The sequence below is a fragment of the Pirellulales bacterium genome, from assembly GCA_036490175.1.
Classification (GTDB): domain Bacteria; phylum Planctomycetota; class Planctomycetia; order Pirellulales; family JACPPG01; genus JACPPG01.
Genome location: DASXEJ010000356.1, coordinates 18,430 through 35,081, shown reverse-complemented (window position 1 = coordinate 35,081; position 16,652 = coordinate 18,430). Strand labels below are relative to the sequence as shown.

The 16,652-nt window shown below is 59.9% G+C and carries 11 protein-coding genes; 6 read left to right on the top strand and 5 right to left on the bottom strand.

Annotated features, from left to right (window positions below; translation table 11 throughout):
* Window positions 1-506 precede the first annotated feature (506 nt).
* Together VGG64_27250 and VGG64_27245 are read right to left on the bottom strand one after the other, a co-directional pair.
* On the bottom strand, window positions 507-740 hold the full coding sequence (locus tag VGG64_27250) for a hypothetical protein (protein ID HEY1603330.1): 234 nt from the start codon (window positions 738-740) through the stop codon (window positions 507-509).
* A gap of 34 nt (window positions 741-774) precedes the next feature.
* Window positions 775-984, bottom strand: coding sequence for a hypothetical protein (locus VGG64_27245; GenBank protein ID HEY1603329.1), 210 nt, complete (start codon window positions 982-984; stop codon window positions 775-777).
* Between the two features lie 934 nt (window positions 985-1,918).
* Here VGG64_27245 and VGG64_27240 point away from each other — a divergent pair.
* Window positions 1,919-2,548 carry a hypothetical protein gene (locus VGG64_27240; protein ID HEY1603328.1) on the top strand — a complete coding sequence of 210 codons (630 nt, stop codon included), beginning with the start codon at window positions 1,919-1,921 and terminating at the stop codon, window positions 2,546-2,548.
* A 392-nt stretch (window positions 2,549-2,940) separates the two neighbouring features.
* The gene (locus VGG64_27235) at window positions 2,941-4,107 is read left to right on the top strand and encodes a hypothetical protein (protein ID HEY1603327.1); all 1,167 of its coding nucleotides are present in this window, start codon (window positions 2,941-2,943) and stop codon (window positions 4,105-4,107) included.
* 249 nt (window positions 4,108-4,356) lie between these two features.
* On the opposite strand, the gene VGG64_27230 is transcribed toward VGG64_27235, so the two are convergent.
* Complete coding sequence (locus VGG64_27230; protein HEY1603326.1) at window positions 4,357-6,855, bottom strand: sodium-translocating pyrophosphatase; 2,499 nt, start codon at window positions 6,853-6,855, stop codon at window positions 4,357-4,359.
* 967 nt (window positions 6,856-7,822) lie between these two features.
* On the opposite strand from VGG64_27230, the gene VGG64_27225 reads away from it, so the two are divergent.
* From VGG64_27225 to VGG64_27210, 4 genes are all read left to right on the top strand, one after another.
* On the top strand, window positions 7,823-9,166 hold the full coding sequence (locus VGG64_27225) for a trypsin-like peptidase domain-containing protein (protein ID HEY1603325.1): 1,344 nt from the start codon (window positions 7,823-7,825) through the stop codon (window positions 9,164-9,166).
* A gap of 279 nt (window positions 9,167-9,445) precedes the next feature.
* Window positions 9,446-10,357, top strand: coding sequence for a thiamine-phosphate kinase (gene thiL / locus VGG64_27220; GenBank protein HEY1603324.1), 912 nt, complete (start codon window positions 9,446-9,448; stop codon window positions 10,355-10,357).
* Between the two features lie 17 nt (window positions 10,358-10,374).
* The gene (tsaE, locus tag VGG64_27215; protein ID HEY1603323.1) at window positions 10,375-10,872 is read left to right on the top strand and encodes a tRNA (adenosine(37)-N6)-threonylcarbamoyltransferase complex ATPase subunit type 1 TsaE; all 498 of its coding nucleotides are present in this window, start codon (window positions 10,375-10,377) and stop codon (window positions 10,870-10,872) included.
* Window positions 10,873-11,315: 443 nt separating this feature from the next.
* The gene (locus tag VGG64_27210; GenBank protein ID HEY1603322.1) at window positions 11,316-14,588 is read left to right on the top strand and encodes a peptidylprolyl isomerase; all 3,273 of its coding nucleotides are present in this window, start codon (window positions 11,316-11,318) and stop codon (window positions 14,586-14,588) included.
* Between the two features lie 88 nt (window positions 14,589-14,676).
* On the opposite strand, the gene hslU is transcribed toward VGG64_27210, so the two are convergent.
* Window positions 14,677-16,014 carry an ATP-dependent protease ATPase subunit HslU gene (gene hslU, locus VGG64_27205; protein HEY1603321.1) on the bottom strand — a complete coding sequence of 446 codons (1,338 nt, stop codon included), beginning with the start codon at window positions 16,012-16,014 and terminating at the stop codon, window positions 14,677-14,679.
* Window positions 16,002-16,544, bottom strand: a complete 543-nt coding sequence (gene hslV / locus VGG64_27200) for an ATP-dependent protease subunit HslV (protein HEY1603320.1) — start codon at window positions 16,542-16,544, stop codon at window positions 16,002-16,004. Before hslV ends, hslU begins: the two co-directional genes overlap by 13 nt.
* Between the last annotated feature and the right edge of the window lie 108 nt (window positions 16,545-16,652).

The window sequence follows — 16,652 nt, the reverse complement described above, 5'->3', positions numbered from 1 at the left end:
GGATTGAACAGCGACGTCATTACTTGGCTGGCAATCCCTCTGCGCCGCAAGGGCCTTACTCGACCGATGGGATGGCCATAGCACCTAGATTGCTTTGGCTACTGGGGGAACGCGGACAGACGCGCCTTCGGGTGAGAATCCCTGGATTCGGTGATGAAGATAGTTTTGACAGGAGCAAGCCTGGAGAAGATGTGACTCGTGCCAGGGAACTGTTTCCCGAGGCTATAATTACAGTCCGAGAGTATGACTTTCACGGCCGCGCTCTTCGGTACACGTGGTATCCCGAGAATCCCTGGAAATCACAAATGCTTGAAAACGCTGACGGCCGCTGAGATTTGAACTCAAAAGTCCATGCTTCCCCGGCGACACAATGCTAAGACGTTACCCGCATCCGGCCTTAGTTGACGTTTCTGGCCGCGATTAGCCAGATTGAACTCGTTCAAACACAGCGACCCCAGGCAACCGGAGTCCGGTGACCTGGGGTCGTTTACCAAGTGATGCCGCATCTAGCGTGCCAGAAGCCGGCGATCGTGCCGATCACAGACGTTCTTAAGGTGCCTGCGCGCTGCGACTCTCGCATCAACAGCGGAATCGTAGGCTGCCTGAGTTCCGCTCAGCACATGTCCTGGCAATGCAAGCTTTATGCTGCGATCGAGTTGCTCCTCGCACTTATCCTCGTGCGAGATCGCGCGCTTGTAGCTGTAAGCCGCGGCGTCGAAGACGGAAAAGTTCTTGGGCATGTGAACGGCAACTCGGGTTCGGGTTTAAGTGCTGTCAGCGGGTATCGCGACCATTTGCGTCATCTTCTTCAAAAAGCACAAATGGTATCGGCTCGTCGACATCGCGATCGTCTGGATCCCGTGTGGGACGCCACCGTGCCATGTCGCGAAGTGCTTCGTCGATAAGGCGAGTCAGTTCCACAGCGAGTTCATCGGCGATGTCGTGGCTGAATCGCGGCATCATGGTCCGCGGGATGCGACGCATCTTGGATCGAAAGTCACTCACTGACGCGATGGGTGCATCCTGGGGGTGTTACCTGAACCGTTACCAAAAGCGCTGTCGGATCCATCGACGTCGGCAATCGTCGATGCTTGATTGTCCGAGAAAATACGCTTCGAGACACCGTGCAGATACCGTCGAGAATGGTATTTCTGTCTTTCATATTCGCCGGCTGTGAGTGATTCGCGACGCCGCGGCGTTGTTGCTCCCTTCGCCTTGGTGCGAATGCGCCAAATATTTGCGGTCTGTCCGCGAATGAATATTGCGCGGCAAACTTCGGGCGACGCCGCTACTCCCCACAATGGGTTCGTTTCATGACGCCACGTTGGGGACGGCCCAATGAATGCGATCGATACTTTTCACTCCCACAGGGGTTCATTGAGGAAGAAAGGGATGGCGGCTGTTCGCGACGACCACACATCGCTACGTCAGCCCAATTCTGCCGCCGATGCGCGGCTTCTGGTTCGCCGAGCACGCGCGCGAGCGCCTGTATTCTGCAGGAATGCGGCCGGTTGGCTAAGCAACGTGCGCGCAGAGGCTTTCGACACGCTGCATCAACGACTGTTGCATTGAGAGCGCGTGGCGCAGCATGGCAGACCCAGCGACATCTCGTCGTCGAAACGAGTGCGCGGCGCGCGAATGTCGACGACATGGTTAGTTATCAAACGTTTGGAGGCGCTAACTACTTTGCATTGCGTCTCGCAAATTTGTGCGACACGTCTAGTCGTTTCTGCGTATTTGTCGCTCCCGCTGCTCACAGCATAAGTCAGCGCGATTCTTGCGCCGTGCGCGCGTCACTTGTCGTGGTGCATTATTAGATTTCGATAAATACACCGAACCGAGACTACTGCGATCGTGTCCAAAGCGGTAAACTTTACTTTCATAGACGGACCCGGAACTCCGTTTTAGTGGAGCAACAATGAGAAGCGGCATCGAAGGGCGCGATCGCGCCTCGGCAGACGGATCGTACATAGCTCGTGCATCCCGGGATCAAACCCGCGATCGGGCTTTTAGAAACGGCGCCATTGCAAGCAGCGCCGTCAATGACAGCTCCTTCGGAGGTAGCGCTTTGTGGGGCGATACCTTTGCAGCCGGCACGCCGCGCAGAATTCGCTGCGATGTCGATTACGACGACGGGCCGCTCGATTTCTGTGATCTAGGCATTGTTCGCCGCGAAGTGAACGCAGGCGCGTCGCGCGGTCTCCGCGGTCCGTGGTTAAAAGTCGGTTGCGCAATCTTGCTCACCACGGCAATGGCGCTGGGCGGAGTCGCTGCGGTGGCACAGTCGCAATTCAAGGATCGTGAACGTCTGCGCCACGCGGATGGCGTGACATTCAGAGCAAATGGACGAAGTCTCGACTTGTCGTTGCGAACCGTCTGGTCACGATGGGAGAGTGAACCGACCTACGTGATCCGATTGCCAGCCGACAAGTTTTCATCCGAGGATATGCTCGCTTATGGCAAGGCGTTTCCCGAGTCGGTGGTAATCTTGCAGCCAGCCAAGGACAGCGACACGATCAGAGGCACGGATGTTTTGCAGGCCGATTAGGGTCGTTCCGTCGCGCCCAGGACAAATGCCCGCCGTCGATTGGCTGCTCCGCCAAATCGCCGATCACGTGGCCCGTCGATCTTTACGGTTGCATGCCGCGGGCCCTCGGTGTTTCGCGCGGGTAACGCGCTGCGCGAGGCCCTCGGCTTGGTGACAGACGACCTGATGACGTCCTCTTCGCGCATTTGCGCGAATCTACTGCGTTGAATGCGCTGGTCGCGGTCCATGAGAAGTTCTCGACGGTCGCCAGGGCCAAAAAGGTCGGTTAGCGGGTGACCGTCCAGTACGGCCGTCGTGTGATTTGGCGCCGGGGGCGACGTGGTACAATGAGCGCCAGAAGTCGTTAGTTGTGACAAGCCCCGCCTATCGGTCAACAGCCGCTGAACCGCCTTATGAGATTCGCATTGCTCGGTGTCGACGCCGATTCGCTGGAGTTGGCCCAATGGGTCGCAGGCAGTCGGGTACACGAGCTCGTCTGGGCGTGCGAAGCGGATGCGGCCGTCGCCACTCTCAAATCGTTCGCCCCCAAGATCCAGATATCGACATTCTGGGAAACGTTGTTGGCAGGCTCGACGGCCGATGCGGTGATCGTGTCGCGCGGCGCGAACGCGGACGAACGCGCCGATCAATTGCGCAAATTGGTTCAGGCGGGAGTGCCGTTGTTGCTCGTTCATCCCATCGATGATTCGATGCTCATCAGTTACGAGCTCGATATGATTCGCCGCGAAAGTAACTGCGCGATGGTCCCGTACGTTCCCTACCGTTGGCACGCGGGGGTGCAACGGCTGGCCGCGTTGATGGCGTCGGGAGCGACTTCGGAAATCGGTGTCACCGAGCAAGTGGTGATGGAACGCGCGATGTCCGAGCGCACGCAGCCCCTCGTGCAAAGGCAGTTTGCCCGCGACGTCGAATTGTTGCGTGGGTTAGCGGGCGACCTGACGAGCATTTCAGCGCTCGCTCCCGGCGGCAAGGAAGAAGCGCAGTACGGCAATTTGGGAGTGCAACTTACAGGCGAGACGGGCATCCTGGTGCGCTGGAGCGTGGGGGCGATAGAGCACGAGGCGGGTGCCAAGATTACATTACGCGGCGCGGCAGGCAAGGCAACGTTGGAACTGGTCGACGCCGGTCAACCGACAACGCTGCAACTGATCGTTGGCGGCAAGTCCTCGCAGGAAGCGTTTCCGGCCTGGAGCCCGGCGGCTGCCGCAGTGGCCGAGCTGGAGCGCGCCATGGCCGGCCAGATGCCAGTCCCCAGTTGGCCCGACGCCTGTCGCGACGTGGAATTGACCGAGGCCATTACCCGCAGCCTGGCCAAAGGCCGTACGATCGAACTGCATGACGAGGAGCACTCGGAACACGGCACCTTCAAAGGGACGATGACGTCGTTGGGCTGCGGGCTACTCGTGGCCTCGTTGATGGTACTGGTGATTGGCGCCACTTTGGCGAAGCTAACGGGCAACGCCTTTTTCGGTTACGCGCCGTATCTGATCCTGATCATTCTCGGGCTATTCCTGCTGATGCAATCGTTGAAGTTAGTCTTTCCGCACGACGAGCAATAGCCCCACGCAATGCAGCTGATATCGCCTGAGGGTTGGCAGGCAGTTGCGCCCGCGCAGGGTAGACGCTGACTGTAGCCTGGCACAGCCGAAATCGCCGCGGCACTGGCATGACGCGTAGGCAGCTCGCATTGCAGGTTCAAACGGCGACGGCGCAACAAAAAGGCGGCCGACCACATTTGTGACCGGCCGCCTTGGAATTCCAACAGCACTTGACGGGTGAATCGCATCGACTCGCCCGTGCTATCAGGACTAATGCGCGGTGCCAGGCTTCTGCGGAATTCGCATGGCGTAGAACGAACGCCAGACGAAGACCAAGGCGATCACCAGAAAGACAACTCCGACAATCGGCGTGTAGTCCTGGGTCTCTTTCAAATGCGCCGCTTCCTTCATCTCGACAGCGATCTCGACAGCCAGCAAGCCGAATAGCGTCGAGAACTTGATGATCGGATTCAATGCCACCGAAGTGGTGTCCTTGAACGGATCGCCCACGGTGTCGCCCACAACCGTTGCAGCGTGCAGCGGTGTGCCCTTCTCACGAAGGTCGACCTCGACGTATTTTTTGGCGTTATCCCACGAGCCGCCCGTGTTGGCCATCGAGATGGCTTGGAACAGACCGAAGACCGCGATCGAGATTAAATAGGCGACGAAGAAGTTCGGATCGAAGAAGGCGAAGGCCAGCGTGATCGACATCAGAGCGATGAAGATATTCCACATGCCGCTCTGGGCGTACTGCGTGCAGATACGCACGACCGTCTTGGAATCTTCGATGTCGGCCTCGGTCTTATTGAGATCGAGGTTTTGCTTGATGAACTCGACGGCTCGATAGGCACCGGTCGTGACCGCCTGCATCGAGGCACCCGAGAACCAGAAGATTACGGTGCCACCGCAGATAAAGCCGAGCAGCACCGGGGCGTCGGTCAGGCTGATGTGCAGCAGGCCGGCCTTACCCAGCATCAGGATGATCGAGAAAATCATCGTGGTAGCGCCCACGACGGCCGTCCCGATAAGCACCGGCTTGGCCGTCGCTTTAAACGTATTTCCCGCCGAGTCGTTGGCCTCGAGGTAGTGCTTACCCCCTTCGAAGTCGGGCACAAAGCCGAACTGTGTTTTAATCTTTTCCTTGATGCCGGGGATCGATTCGATCTGTGACAACTCGAAAACCGATTGAGCGTTGTCGGTCACCGGGCCGTAGCTATCGACGGCGATCGTGACCGGCCCCATGCAGAGGAAGCCGAAGGCCACGAGGCCGAATGCGAAAATCGATCCAACGCCCACCAGCGGCGCGTCAGCACCAAACAGCGCCACCTGCATAATGCTATCCAGGCCTTGCTGGCTAACGAAGAAAGCGCCTCCCATCAGGCCGGCAATCAGCAGACCCATCCAGAACGCGCTGAAGTAACCGGCGACCATGCCGGAGAGGATCGTCAACGAGGCGCCACCTTCACGCGAGGCGGTGACGATTTCGTGCACGTGCTTGGAATGCGAGCTGGTAAAGACCTTGGTGAACTCAGGAATCAGCACCGCGGCCAACGTGCCGCAGCTAATGATCGAGGCCAACTGCCACCATAGCGAGGGCATGGCTTTATCAGCCACGACCAGATCACCGATCAACAGCCAGCTCATGAAGAACGAGGTGCTAATGCACAGCGTGGCGGCAATCCAGATCAAACGCGTCAGCGGCACTTCGAAGTCGAATTCCTTGAGACCGCGGTATTGCTTCTCGGAAATCGTCTGATTAATGAAGTACGACACGCCCGACATGAAGTCCATCAAGAACCGCATGGCAAAAATCCAGACAATCAACTTGGCCTGCAGGTCTGAGCGTTCCTCGGGAATGGCGAGCACAATGAACGAAATCAAGGCCACGCCCGTTACGCCATAGGTCTCGAAACCGTCGGCCGTCGGACCGACTGAGTCACCGGCGTTGTCGCCGGTGCAGTCCGCGATCACGCCCGGGTTACGCGGATCGTCTTCCTTGACGTTGAAGACGATTTTCATCAAGTCAGCACCGATGTCGGCGATCTTGGTGAAAATACCGCCGGCGATTCGCAGTGCCGAGGCCCCCAGCGACTCGCCGATGGCAAATCCCAAGAAGCAGATGCCGACGATTTCGCGCGGCACGAACAACAAGATGATGACCATCATCACAAGTTCAAGCGAGATCAAGAACAATCCGATCGACATGCCGGCACGAAGCGGAATGCTCACCACATCCCACGGCTCGCCACGCAACGACGCGAACGCGGTGCGGGAGTTAGCGTACGTATTGACACGGATTCCGTACCAGGCCACCCAGTACGATCCCACGATGCCGACCAGGGCGAAGGCCAGCACCGTGAGCGCGGTCCCGACGGTTTTATGCTGCAAGCCCACGAAATAATACATCATTGCCACCGAGATGATGGCGAATAGCATCATCAAAAACTTGCCCTGCTGAATCAGGTAGGTCTTGCAGGTCTGAAAGATGATCTCGGAGATACCCAGCATCGATTCGTGCGCGGGTAGATTCTTGATTTGGCTCCGCAGGAACAAACTAATTCCTAGCGTGCCCACGATGACGAACGATCCGTAAAACAGCAGGCTCCAGGCGTCGATCTTTTGCCCAGCAATCGTGAAGCTACCTAAGCTCAAATCGGGAATTGCCAAATCGGCTTCGCCCGCCATTGCAGTCGAGCCCAACAGGAATATCGCCGCCGAGGCGAGAAGCAGGCGAATCGCGATTGTGGGTAAAATGCGAAACGATGTCACGGCTTGTCTCCGGTACTGTGATTGACTTGGACGTGTTCGGTTATGTGCGATCAAACGGCGCCGCAACTCAACACGGCGACACTGTTACCAAATTCCAGGACGTACACTCGAAACGTTGCGGGGGATCCCCAACTCAGGAGGGCTCGATAGGCTGGCCGTGGCCGAAACGTGCCCCGGCGGCAGCCACGGTCGCAACCCATGTCAAGATTTTCTTCACGGTCCCCTCACGCCTGCGAGTCGGTCGGGCCACATGCGCGACCGAAAAGAAAAAAAGATTAAGAAACGGTTAATCTAGACATCTTCGCTTTTTGTACAAGGGGAGCCTTCCCGGTCCCGCAATCGCCAGTCGCACGGCAGCGTTGCGGCCGGCAACTGTGCTTACCCCTCCAAGCTCATGTTGGCCACCGTCGTTGGTGGTCTGGACCCGTGGGCCGCACCATGGTGGCGGCGTGCTCGCCCTCTCCATACTGGCATGGCCCATCCTCGACGGCCATCACCCTACCGACAGATTCATGCTGTCAGCCAGCATAATCCCGGCTGAAGTATGGCCCCCAGCCTGGGGAAAACCTCGACGAGTTCCGCCGTTGCGCACCCGACCTGGGAGTCGGCATGCCCATCACAACCCGTCGGCAGATAAACGCTTAAGTAAAACGGAGGAGTCTAATTGAGCGCCGCGCTGCCTGTCAACCATTTACGCCTGCTTATGCCTGCGAATTAGGGGGTGGGACAGGCATTCTCGGGTGAGATTGTGGCTTCGCGGGCCGTCAAGGACGTCGCGGCGACGTTGGCCGCGCGAGACTAGGAAGAGTGTAGTGGTTGCGGCCTGCCCACCTGGAGCGAAGTTAGCGGTCGTTCCGATTTAGCTTCCATAGGTTCACCGCCATCCCGACAGCGGCTGAGCTGAAGCGCCCCTGGAGCCGTCCGCGGCCCGCGCCTTAACCGCCTCCTGACCCACGATCGACTTTCCATGCATCATCGATTTTCTCGCTCGTGCTGGCCTGTGCGCGTGCTTGGGGTTGGACTGGTCGGGGCATTGCTCCTTGGCCAAGCGACCTCGGCCTCTGCCACGGATGCCCGTCGTTCGCCGATTGTCCAAGCGGTGAACCGCGCTCGCGCTGCGATCGTGAACATTCACGGCGAAAAAAGTGTTCCGGTCGACGATACCAAGGCCGGCCAGCCCGAGAATCTGCGCCGCGTGAACGGCATGGGAACCGGCGTCGTCATAGACGAGCGTGGCTATATCGTCACGAACCATCACGTGGTGGATGGGGTGCCGAAGATCCAGGTGACAATGTCCGACGAGACGACGTACATCGCGAAGTTACTCTCCAGCGACCCTGCGACCGACCTGGCAATCATTCGGATCGACACCGGTCGGCCACTGACCGTGATACCCATCGGTTCTTCCGCCGACCTGATGATTGGCGAAACCGTGATCGCCGTGGGTAACGCCTATGGCTACTCGCATACTGTCACGCACGGCATCATCAGCGCACTGCACCGCTCGGTCCAGGTAAGCGATATGCAAGGCTACGACGATCTCATCCAGACCGATGCCGCGATCAACCCCGGCAACTCCGGCGGACCGCTGTTGAATATCGATGGAGAGATGATCGGGGTGAACGTGGCCGTTCGCGCGGGCGCCCAGTTGATCGGGTTTACGATCCCGGTCGATAACGTGATGACGATCGCGGCCGACCTGTTGAGCACACGGCGACTGAAGAAAACCTGGCATGGCGTGGTAGCGAAACCGCACGAAGGCGGCCTGCTGATCGCGGAAGTCGACGACGACAGCCCCGCGGCTACCCTGGGTTTGCAGTCCGGAGATCTGATCAAGAGTGTCGATGGCCATACGGTTGCGCGACAGGTTGATCTCGAGCGGGCTCTGTTGGAGCATAAAGCAGGGGACGAGGTGCCGTTGAATTTAGAGCGTAATCAGCAGCCGTTGGAGTTTAAACTCGCGCTGGCCACGCTGCCGGAACGTCAGCGAACGGATGACTCAGCCTGGGAGCTGTTGGGCATGAAATTGTCGCCCATGCCGGAATCGCAGTTCAGTCGCTTGGGGACCCGCTATCGCGGCGGGTTGAACGTATCGGCAGTTCGGGCAGATAGTCCCGCCGCGCGGCAGGGGATTCGTCGCGGCGACATTCTGGTCGGCATGCACAAGTGGGAGACCACCAAGATGGACCACGTGTCCTATGTGTTGGCACGTCCGGAATTCAGTCGGTTGGAGCCACTGAAATTCTATATCGTTCGCGGCAACGAGACGCTGTCGGGTCAGCTGACCGTTGCCCAGCGGCGCATTCCTTAGACCGCAGCCTGGCACGAGCCGTGTTACACTCGACATGGCAGCGGCAAACGCCGGTGGCCAGGCGGCCGGATGACACATTCCCTCATCAGGCGATATCAATCGCTTCTGTAGCACGGGAAGCACGCAATCTCCTCCGCGCCGCTTGGTGATTGGTCGCTTCTGACTCATAATGGGCTGCCGGCGCTCACGCTGCTCGAATGTTCATGGCGGTGCGATCGCATCTTTGTTTGTCCATTGGCCGTGCGCCATTTCTCCCACTGGTCTCCGTTTGCACCGCGTATGGAATCCGAATTCATCGCCTGGTTGCGAGATCGCTTGCCGCGACACGAGCGGCTAGCTGTCGGCGTCGGAGACGATGCAGCACTGGTGCAGATGGCGTCCGGTGGCAAACTGCTCGTTTCGGTGGATGTGTTGACCGACGGTGTCGATTTTCGTGTCGACGAAGTCGATGCGCGGCGCATCGGCCGCAAGGCCCTGGCGGTGAATCTCAGCGACATGGCCGCCATGGCCGGGCGGCCGCTGGCCGTGGTCGTGGGAGTGGTATTGCCCCGCACCGACGGCTTGCGACTGGCCCAGGAGTTGGCCGAAGGGATGATTCCGCTGGCCGAGCAGTTCGACGTGGCTTTTGCCGGAGGAGATACAAACAGTTGGGATGGTCCGCTGGTGATCAGCGTGACAATCCTGGGCGAGCCCACGCTACGAGGGCCATTACGTCGTAAGGGGGCCAAACCGGGGGACGTGGTCATTGTCACCGGTTCGTTCGGCGGCAGCATTCTTGGGCATCAATTTGACTTTGAACCGCGCGTACGCGAAGCCCTGCTACTGCACGACCGTTATGATCTACATGCAGGGATCGACGTAAGCGACGGACTGTCGCTCGACTTGTCGCGGCTGGCGGCCGAAAGTGGCTGCGGCGCACAATTGCGGCTGGATGCGATACCGATCAACCCGGCCGCTGAAGAGCTTGCGCGGCGCGATGGCGTAGCGCCGCTGGCGCACGCCCTGGGTGATGGCGAGGACTTCGAGCTGGTATTAGCAGTGCCACCGGGGTCGGCGCGGCGGATGCTGGCGGACCAGCCGCTAGGCGTGCCGCTGACGGCCATCGGCGAGTTCGTCGAGGCCGCAGGTTTGTGGCAGCTTGACGTAGACGGCAAGCAAACGCCGCTGGTCCCGCACGGCTTTCAACATTAAATCTGGACCCTCGACTCTTGCGTACTACCATGCAGCAGGTTGTGATCGACGCCCCAGACGAAGCAGCGACCGTGGCGTTGGGTTGCGCGCTGGCCGAGAGTTTGCCCGACGGCACAATGGTTGCTCTGCAAGGGACATTGGGTGCCGGCAAAACGCGATTGGTGCAAGCCATCGCCGCAGCCAGTGGCGTGGCAGCTGGCGTACCTGTGAGTCCGACGTTTGTGCTAGTGCAAGAATACCAGGGCACGCGCCGCATCGTGCATGTGGATGCTTACCGCATGCGCGACGAGGACGAGTTTTTGGCGCTAGGCGGAGAAGAACTCTTCGCGAGCGATGCGATCGTATTCATCGAATGGGCCGAGCGCATTGCCCGGTGCTTGCCGGACTCGCGATTGCAAATCGCGATCGATGAAACCGGCGCAAGCTCGCGTCGCTTCACGATCACGGCCATCGGCGCGACGTACGAGCCCGTGATTGGCGAACTCCGCGCCTGGCGCGCGCAGAGAGCCAACTGACGCAAGCCGGGCGTTCGCGAGCGTCGCCGAACTGGTCGCTACCTTCGGTGTTGCAAAATCTTCAGATTTGCCATTAGCGACTACCCACTTTGCCGAGATCAACAAGGGCTCAGTATGGTGGTCCGCCGCGGCAAGTACCGTGATGTCTGGCGGTATTCGAACATGTCTACAAGGGGACGAGAAAGGGAGCTCGTTTTTGATTGCTATGGATGCTGCCGTCGAGTCTACTGGAGTGTGGGGATGACATCGCTCGGTGCCGTCCTAGCGCGCGTTTCGGGCGGCGCCGGGCCAACATTGTTTTGATAATCGCGCTTTGACGATCGCGACGAGCGCCCCTTGTTATGCAGAACTATCGAAGACGATTACCCAGTGCAACTCATACGAGTGTGCACCATCAGGACCGGCACCGCCACGATTGGCACCGCAGTGCTTTGCACCACCGCATGCTGCGGTTCGAGCCGCTCGATGCGCGGTTGATGTTGTCGGTGACCCCCGGTGATACTGTGGTCACGTTCAATGTGACTGTGGCTGGTCAGCCAGAATCGTTTCAGGTCGAGCTCTTCAATAGCGCCGCGCCACAGACGGTGGCGAACTTTCTGAATTACGTCAACAGCGGCGCATACGACAATACGTTCTTTCATCGCATCGTCGACGACGCCGCCAGCGCTACGGCGTCGGCGTTTCAGATTGTGCAGGGAGGCGGCTTCAGCGCGGCCGGCGCCCCCTTTTCAATCTATTCTCCGGTCAACGGACCGACCCATATCGACACGAGCCATCAGAGCTCACTTCCGAACGAGTATTCCTCAACCTTGCCTGATTCGCCGGGTACGCTCGCCATGGCGCTGACCAGCGACAGCAATGGCACGCCTGTCGCCGACAGCGGCACCAGTGAGTGGTTCTTCAACGTCAGCGATAATTCCACGGCGCTCAGCCCCGCGCAGCAGCAGGGAGTGGGCTACGCCGTGTTCGGTCAACTGCTCGGCAACGGCCTGAGCATCGTCACGCAGATTGATCAGCTGTCGACCTTGAATGATCTGGCGGGGTCCGACACGTCGGGCTACATCAGCAACGTGTATGACAATCTGTCATCTGCCGACCAGTCGACCGTGGCAAGCCTGGCGTCGACGCCCCTTTCGAATTTCAACCTGGCGTCGCCAGCGCCTATCACGATCAATAATCTGGTGATCCTGAATAGCGTCAACGTCACGGTTCCCACCGTCGGCGGTACGGTTTATGGCGACCTGAATGATAACGGGACGCAAGACGCCGGCGACCAAGGCGCGCCAAATGTTACCGTTTATCTCGACTCCAACAACAATGGACAACTCGATCCGGGTGAGACCTCGACGGCGACCAACGCCAGCGGCCAATACACATTGCAGAATGTGCCCGATGGCACCGCGGTAATCCGCGCGCTGCCGCCGCCGAATTGGACCCTGACGACGCCCGCGTCTCAATCCGTGACGGTGACCAACGGTCAAGCGTCCGGCAGCGCCAATTTCGGCATGACGTTGACGCTTGCCGCGCCCTTGGCGCCTGTCCTCCCGTCGCAATTCGACAGCGGCGCCAGCCACTCGGATCAACTGACGAATCTGACCACGCTCGGATTGACGGTCTCGGGCGTACAATCCGGTGCAACGGTGCAACTGATCGACACCAACCATAACAACGCCGTAATTGGCTCGGCGACGGCCAACGGATCCAGCGTGACGATCACGAATTCGGTGCCGCTGTCGGAAGGGACGCATGCAATCGCCGCGATGCAAACGTTGGCGGGTTTTGCCAGTCCACAATCGGCCGCGGCAAGTGTGGTCATCGATACCACGGCCCCGCAAATCACCTCGGGCATGCTGCCCGATGCCACTGTCGGCGCGCCCTACGCCTCGACCGTTACGAGCAATGATAACGGGGCCCTGTTCAGCCTAGGGTCGGCCCCCTCGGGTTTGCAGATTGGTCCCGGTTCGGGCGTTTTGACATGGGCACCTACCAGCGGGCAAGTTGGATTCCAACAGGTCACGGTCGTCGTCACGGATCCGGCCGGCAATACATCGCAAAAGACGCTTTCTGTCGGCGTCGACGGGCCACCGCAGTTTGCTGCCATCGCGGATCAATCGGTGAACCAGGGCGACACACTGGTCATCTCTCCCACTGTAACCAGCATCGACACGCCGCTGACATATAGCCTGGCGCAAGGAGCGCCGCAGGATGCGACCATTGATCCGCAGACCGGTCAGTTCACTTGGACTCCCACGGCCGCCGATGCCGCGGGTCTGCACCAGATCACAATCAATGTTAGCGATGCCAGTGGGCAGACGGCTTCCTCGGGCCCCATCAATATCCTGGTTACAGCGCCCCCAGTGTTCGCGCCGATTCCGGATCAAACGGTCGATGAGCAGACAACGCTCTCGGTCCCCTACTCGATCACGGATCCTGGTCAGGTGACGTTGAGCATTGCCGGGGCTGCGCCGGCAGGAGCCGCGGTTGCCTCGACGGGCACGTCGCCCGGGCCTGGTACGCTGGTGACCACTGATGGCGTGTTCACCTGGACGCCGAGCGAAGCACAGGGACCTGGCGTTTACACGATTCTGCTGAAGGCGACCGGCGATAGCGGCTTGGCGGCCACCGAATCGTTTCAGGTGACGGTGAACGAAGTCGATTCGCCTCCGGTGTTCACCCCGCCAGGCGCGATCACGGTGAAAACCGGGACCTCGTCCCAAATCCAAGTGACGGCCCAAGACCCGGACCTCCCCGCGCAACAACTTGTCTATAGTCTTGATCCTGGCGCGCCGCAGGGGGCTGTGATCAATCCGCAGACGGGATTAATCACCTGGAGTGTCCCGGCCAACTTTGCAACCGGCACGACGAACATTCCCGTACGCGCCACCGAAGTCGGCGGCCAAGGGCTGAGCGCGACGGAATCCGTCGCGGTCACCGTGCAGGCCGGCTTGACCGGCTTCGACCTGTACACGTCCTCGGGCGTCGAACTGGGGCCGTTCGCGCTGGGTGTGGCGATCGACACGGGTTTTAACGCCAACGGATCGTTGTCCCTAACGCCGTTCGGATCCACACAACCAGGCGGACTGCCGGCGCAACCCGCGGCGCTGCAACAATTGGCCGGCATGATTCCTGCCGGATCGCCGTCGATCGACGCGGGCGCGGCCGGACACTTGGCTGCTGGGATTGTCGACATGGTGATCGGATTCGATTCGGGCATTCCGCACAATATTGATGGTATGGAACTGGAACTGGCGCGCTATGGCGGTTCGAGCGGGGGAGGCCAGTCGGACCAGGGACAGCCGTCCGACAGGGGCGAAGTGCAGCCGGCTGGCAGGTTCGAGACCTTCGACGACAACCGAGGTGCCGATTCGCGCAATGACTCCAGCCAGATCCAGCGCTCCGGCGGCGCGGCTGTGAATGACTCGAGCCGTTTGGATTCGTTCTGGGCCTCGCCCGAGGCCTGGTGGACGCCCGAACTCGACGCGTTTGATGCGGAGGGGGAAGTCCTGCTGCAGGGTGATGCAACCGCATCGTCGAATGATTCGCCGCAGCCGGCCGTGGCGGCAGAACCTGCTAACGACGCGCGCATTTCGCAGCAAGCTGCAGCAGTCGCCGCCATCCTGGCACTACCGCTATTAGGGCAACGGCCCGGACAATTGGCGCGAGAGCAGCAGACGCGTAACAAGCGCGCGGCTGAGCAGAAGCGTCGGCCGCGGTGATCATCGATTGCGCGACTGAGCGATGGAGTAATCGTTCAGCAAGCGCCAGGATTTCCGGGCGCCGGACGGTGCTGCTAGAGAATCGCTCTCAGAGGATGAAGTGGCTAAGGTCTTCGTCCTGCGTGATTTCGTCCAGCTTTTCACGGACGTACGCGGCATTGACCAGCACGCTTCCAGAACGCATCTCGGAAGCTTCGAAGTTCAGCTGTTCGAGCAGCCGTTCCATAATTGTGTATAGGCGACGAGCGCCGATGTTCTGTGTCGACTGATTCACCTTAAAGGCATAGTCGGCCAGCAATTCGACGGCGTCTGGAGCAAACTCCAGCGTTACCCCTTCGGTGGATAAGAGCGCCGTGTATTGCTTGGTGAGCGCGTTCTTGGGCTCGGTCAGGATGCGGACAAAATCATCTTTGGTCAGGTCTGTCAGCTCCACGCGAATCGGGAACCGGCCCTGCAACTCGGGCATCAAATCGCTGGGGCTGGCACGGTGAAAAGCCCCAGCGGCGATGAACAGCACATGATCCGTGGTGACGTAGCCATATTTCGTCTGCACCGTGGTTCCCTCGACGATCGGCAGCAAGTCGCGTTGTACGCCCTGTCGCGAGACATCGGCTCCCTTGGTGTTTTCACTGGCGACAACCTTGTCGACTTCGTCGAGAAAGATAATTCCCAGATTTTCGGCCAGTTTGATCGCCGCGGCGTTCACCTTTTCTTGATTGATCAGTGCCTCGCATTCCTGTTCGAACAGTACCCGCCGGGCTTCGGCGACAGAGACCTCGCGCCGCGATGATTGCTTGGGCAGGATTTTCTCGAACATGCCCTGCAGGTCCATATCCATCTGCTCCATGCCCATGCCAGTGAACATCATGGGCATGCTCTTTTGCTCGACGGTGAGCTCGACCTTGCGTTCGTCGAGGGCACCGGCGGCCAGCATGTCTTGCATTTTTTTTCGCGTCCGCTCGTAGCGCTCGGGCGAGTCGGGGCTGTCGGTGCCGATTTCGTAGCTCACCGGCGGAGGGGCTAGCATATCCAAGAGTCGCTCTTCGGCACGACGACGGGCTTCCTGCTCGACCTTGGCCCTTTCCGACTCGCGCACCAAGCCAATGGCGTTTTCGACCAGTTCGCGGACCATGCTTTCGACGTCGCGACCGTAGTAGCCGACTTCGGTGTACTTGGTCGCTTCGACTTTGATGAACGGCGCGCCGGTCAGCTTCGCCAGGCGGCGCGCGATCTCGGTCTTGCCCACGCCAGTGGGGCCGATCATCAGGATATTCTTCGGCGCGACCTCGGCGCGCATATCGTCGCCCAGCCGTTGGCGGCGCCAACGATTGCGAATAGCCACGGCCACGGCCCGCTTGGCATCGGCCTGTCCGACGATGTGCCGATCCAACTCGGCAACGATCTCGCGAGGGGTCAGGTCGTGCACGCGAGCACCTCCACCGTGATGTTCTCGTTTGTGTAAATATCGATGCTGGCGGCGATTTCGAGTGCTGCACGCACGATCTGCTCGGCCGAAAGGTCGCTATGCGCGACCAGCGCGCGTGCCGCGGCCACCGCGTAGCTCCCTCCCGAACCAATGCCCAGTACGCCATCGGTCGGCTGAATTACGTCGCCATTGCCGGTTACGAGCAGCGTATTGCGCGAGTCGACAACGGCCAGCAGTGCCTCGAGCCGGCGCAAGGCCCTGTCCGTGCGCCAGTCCTTGGCCAGTTCCGTGGCGGCCCGGGGGACATTCGACGGGTAGTCCTTGAGCTTGGCCTCGAAGCGTTCTAACAGCGCGAAGGCGTCGGCGCTGCTGCCGGCGAAGCCAGTGATGACCTTGCCTTCCAAAAGGCGACGGATCTTGACCGCGTCTCCCTTCATGATGACGGTGCCGAGCGTAACCTGCCCGTCGCCACCGATGGCCACATGGCCGCGATGCCTGACGGTAAGGATCGTCGTCGATCGTGTTTTCATCATGCGTGTCCGTGGTGTGGCGGCTCGACAATCGGTCGCGCGGCGAGAGCGTGCCTGTCATTCTCGCCAAAAGCGCGAGGTCGCACCAGGGCCAACAACGCCGCACTG

Coding starts and splice junctions, on each gene's coding strand:
- VGG64_27225 (HEY1603325.1), top strand. CDS start 7,823: ATGCATCATCGATTTTCTCGCTCGTGCTGGCCTGTGCGCGTGCTTGGG.
- VGG64_27210 (HEY1603322.1), top strand. CDS start 11,316: ATGCTGCGGTTCGAGCCGCTCGATGCGCGGTTGATGTTGTCGGTGACC.
- VGG64_27240 (HEY1603328.1), top strand. CDS start 1,919: ATGAGAAGCGGCATCGAAGGGCGCGATCGCGCCTCGGCAGACGGATCG.
- hslV (HEY1603320.1), bottom strand. CDS start 16,544: ATGAAAACACGATCGACGACGATCCTTACCGTCAGGCATCGCGGCCAT.
- VGG64_27250 (HEY1603330.1), bottom strand. CDS start 740: ATGCCCAAGAACTTTTCCGTCTTCGACGCCGCGGCTTACAGCTACAAG.
- thiL (HEY1603324.1), top strand. CDS start 9,446: ATGGAATCCGAATTCATCGCCTGGTTGCGAGATCGCTTGCCGCGACAC.
- VGG64_27245 (HEY1603329.1), bottom strand. CDS start 984: ATGCGTCGCATCCCGCGGACCATGATGCCGCGATTCAGCCACGACATC.
- VGG64_27235 (HEY1603327.1), top strand. CDS start 2,941: ATGAGATTCGCATTGCTCGGTGTCGACGCCGATTCGCTGGAGTTGGCC.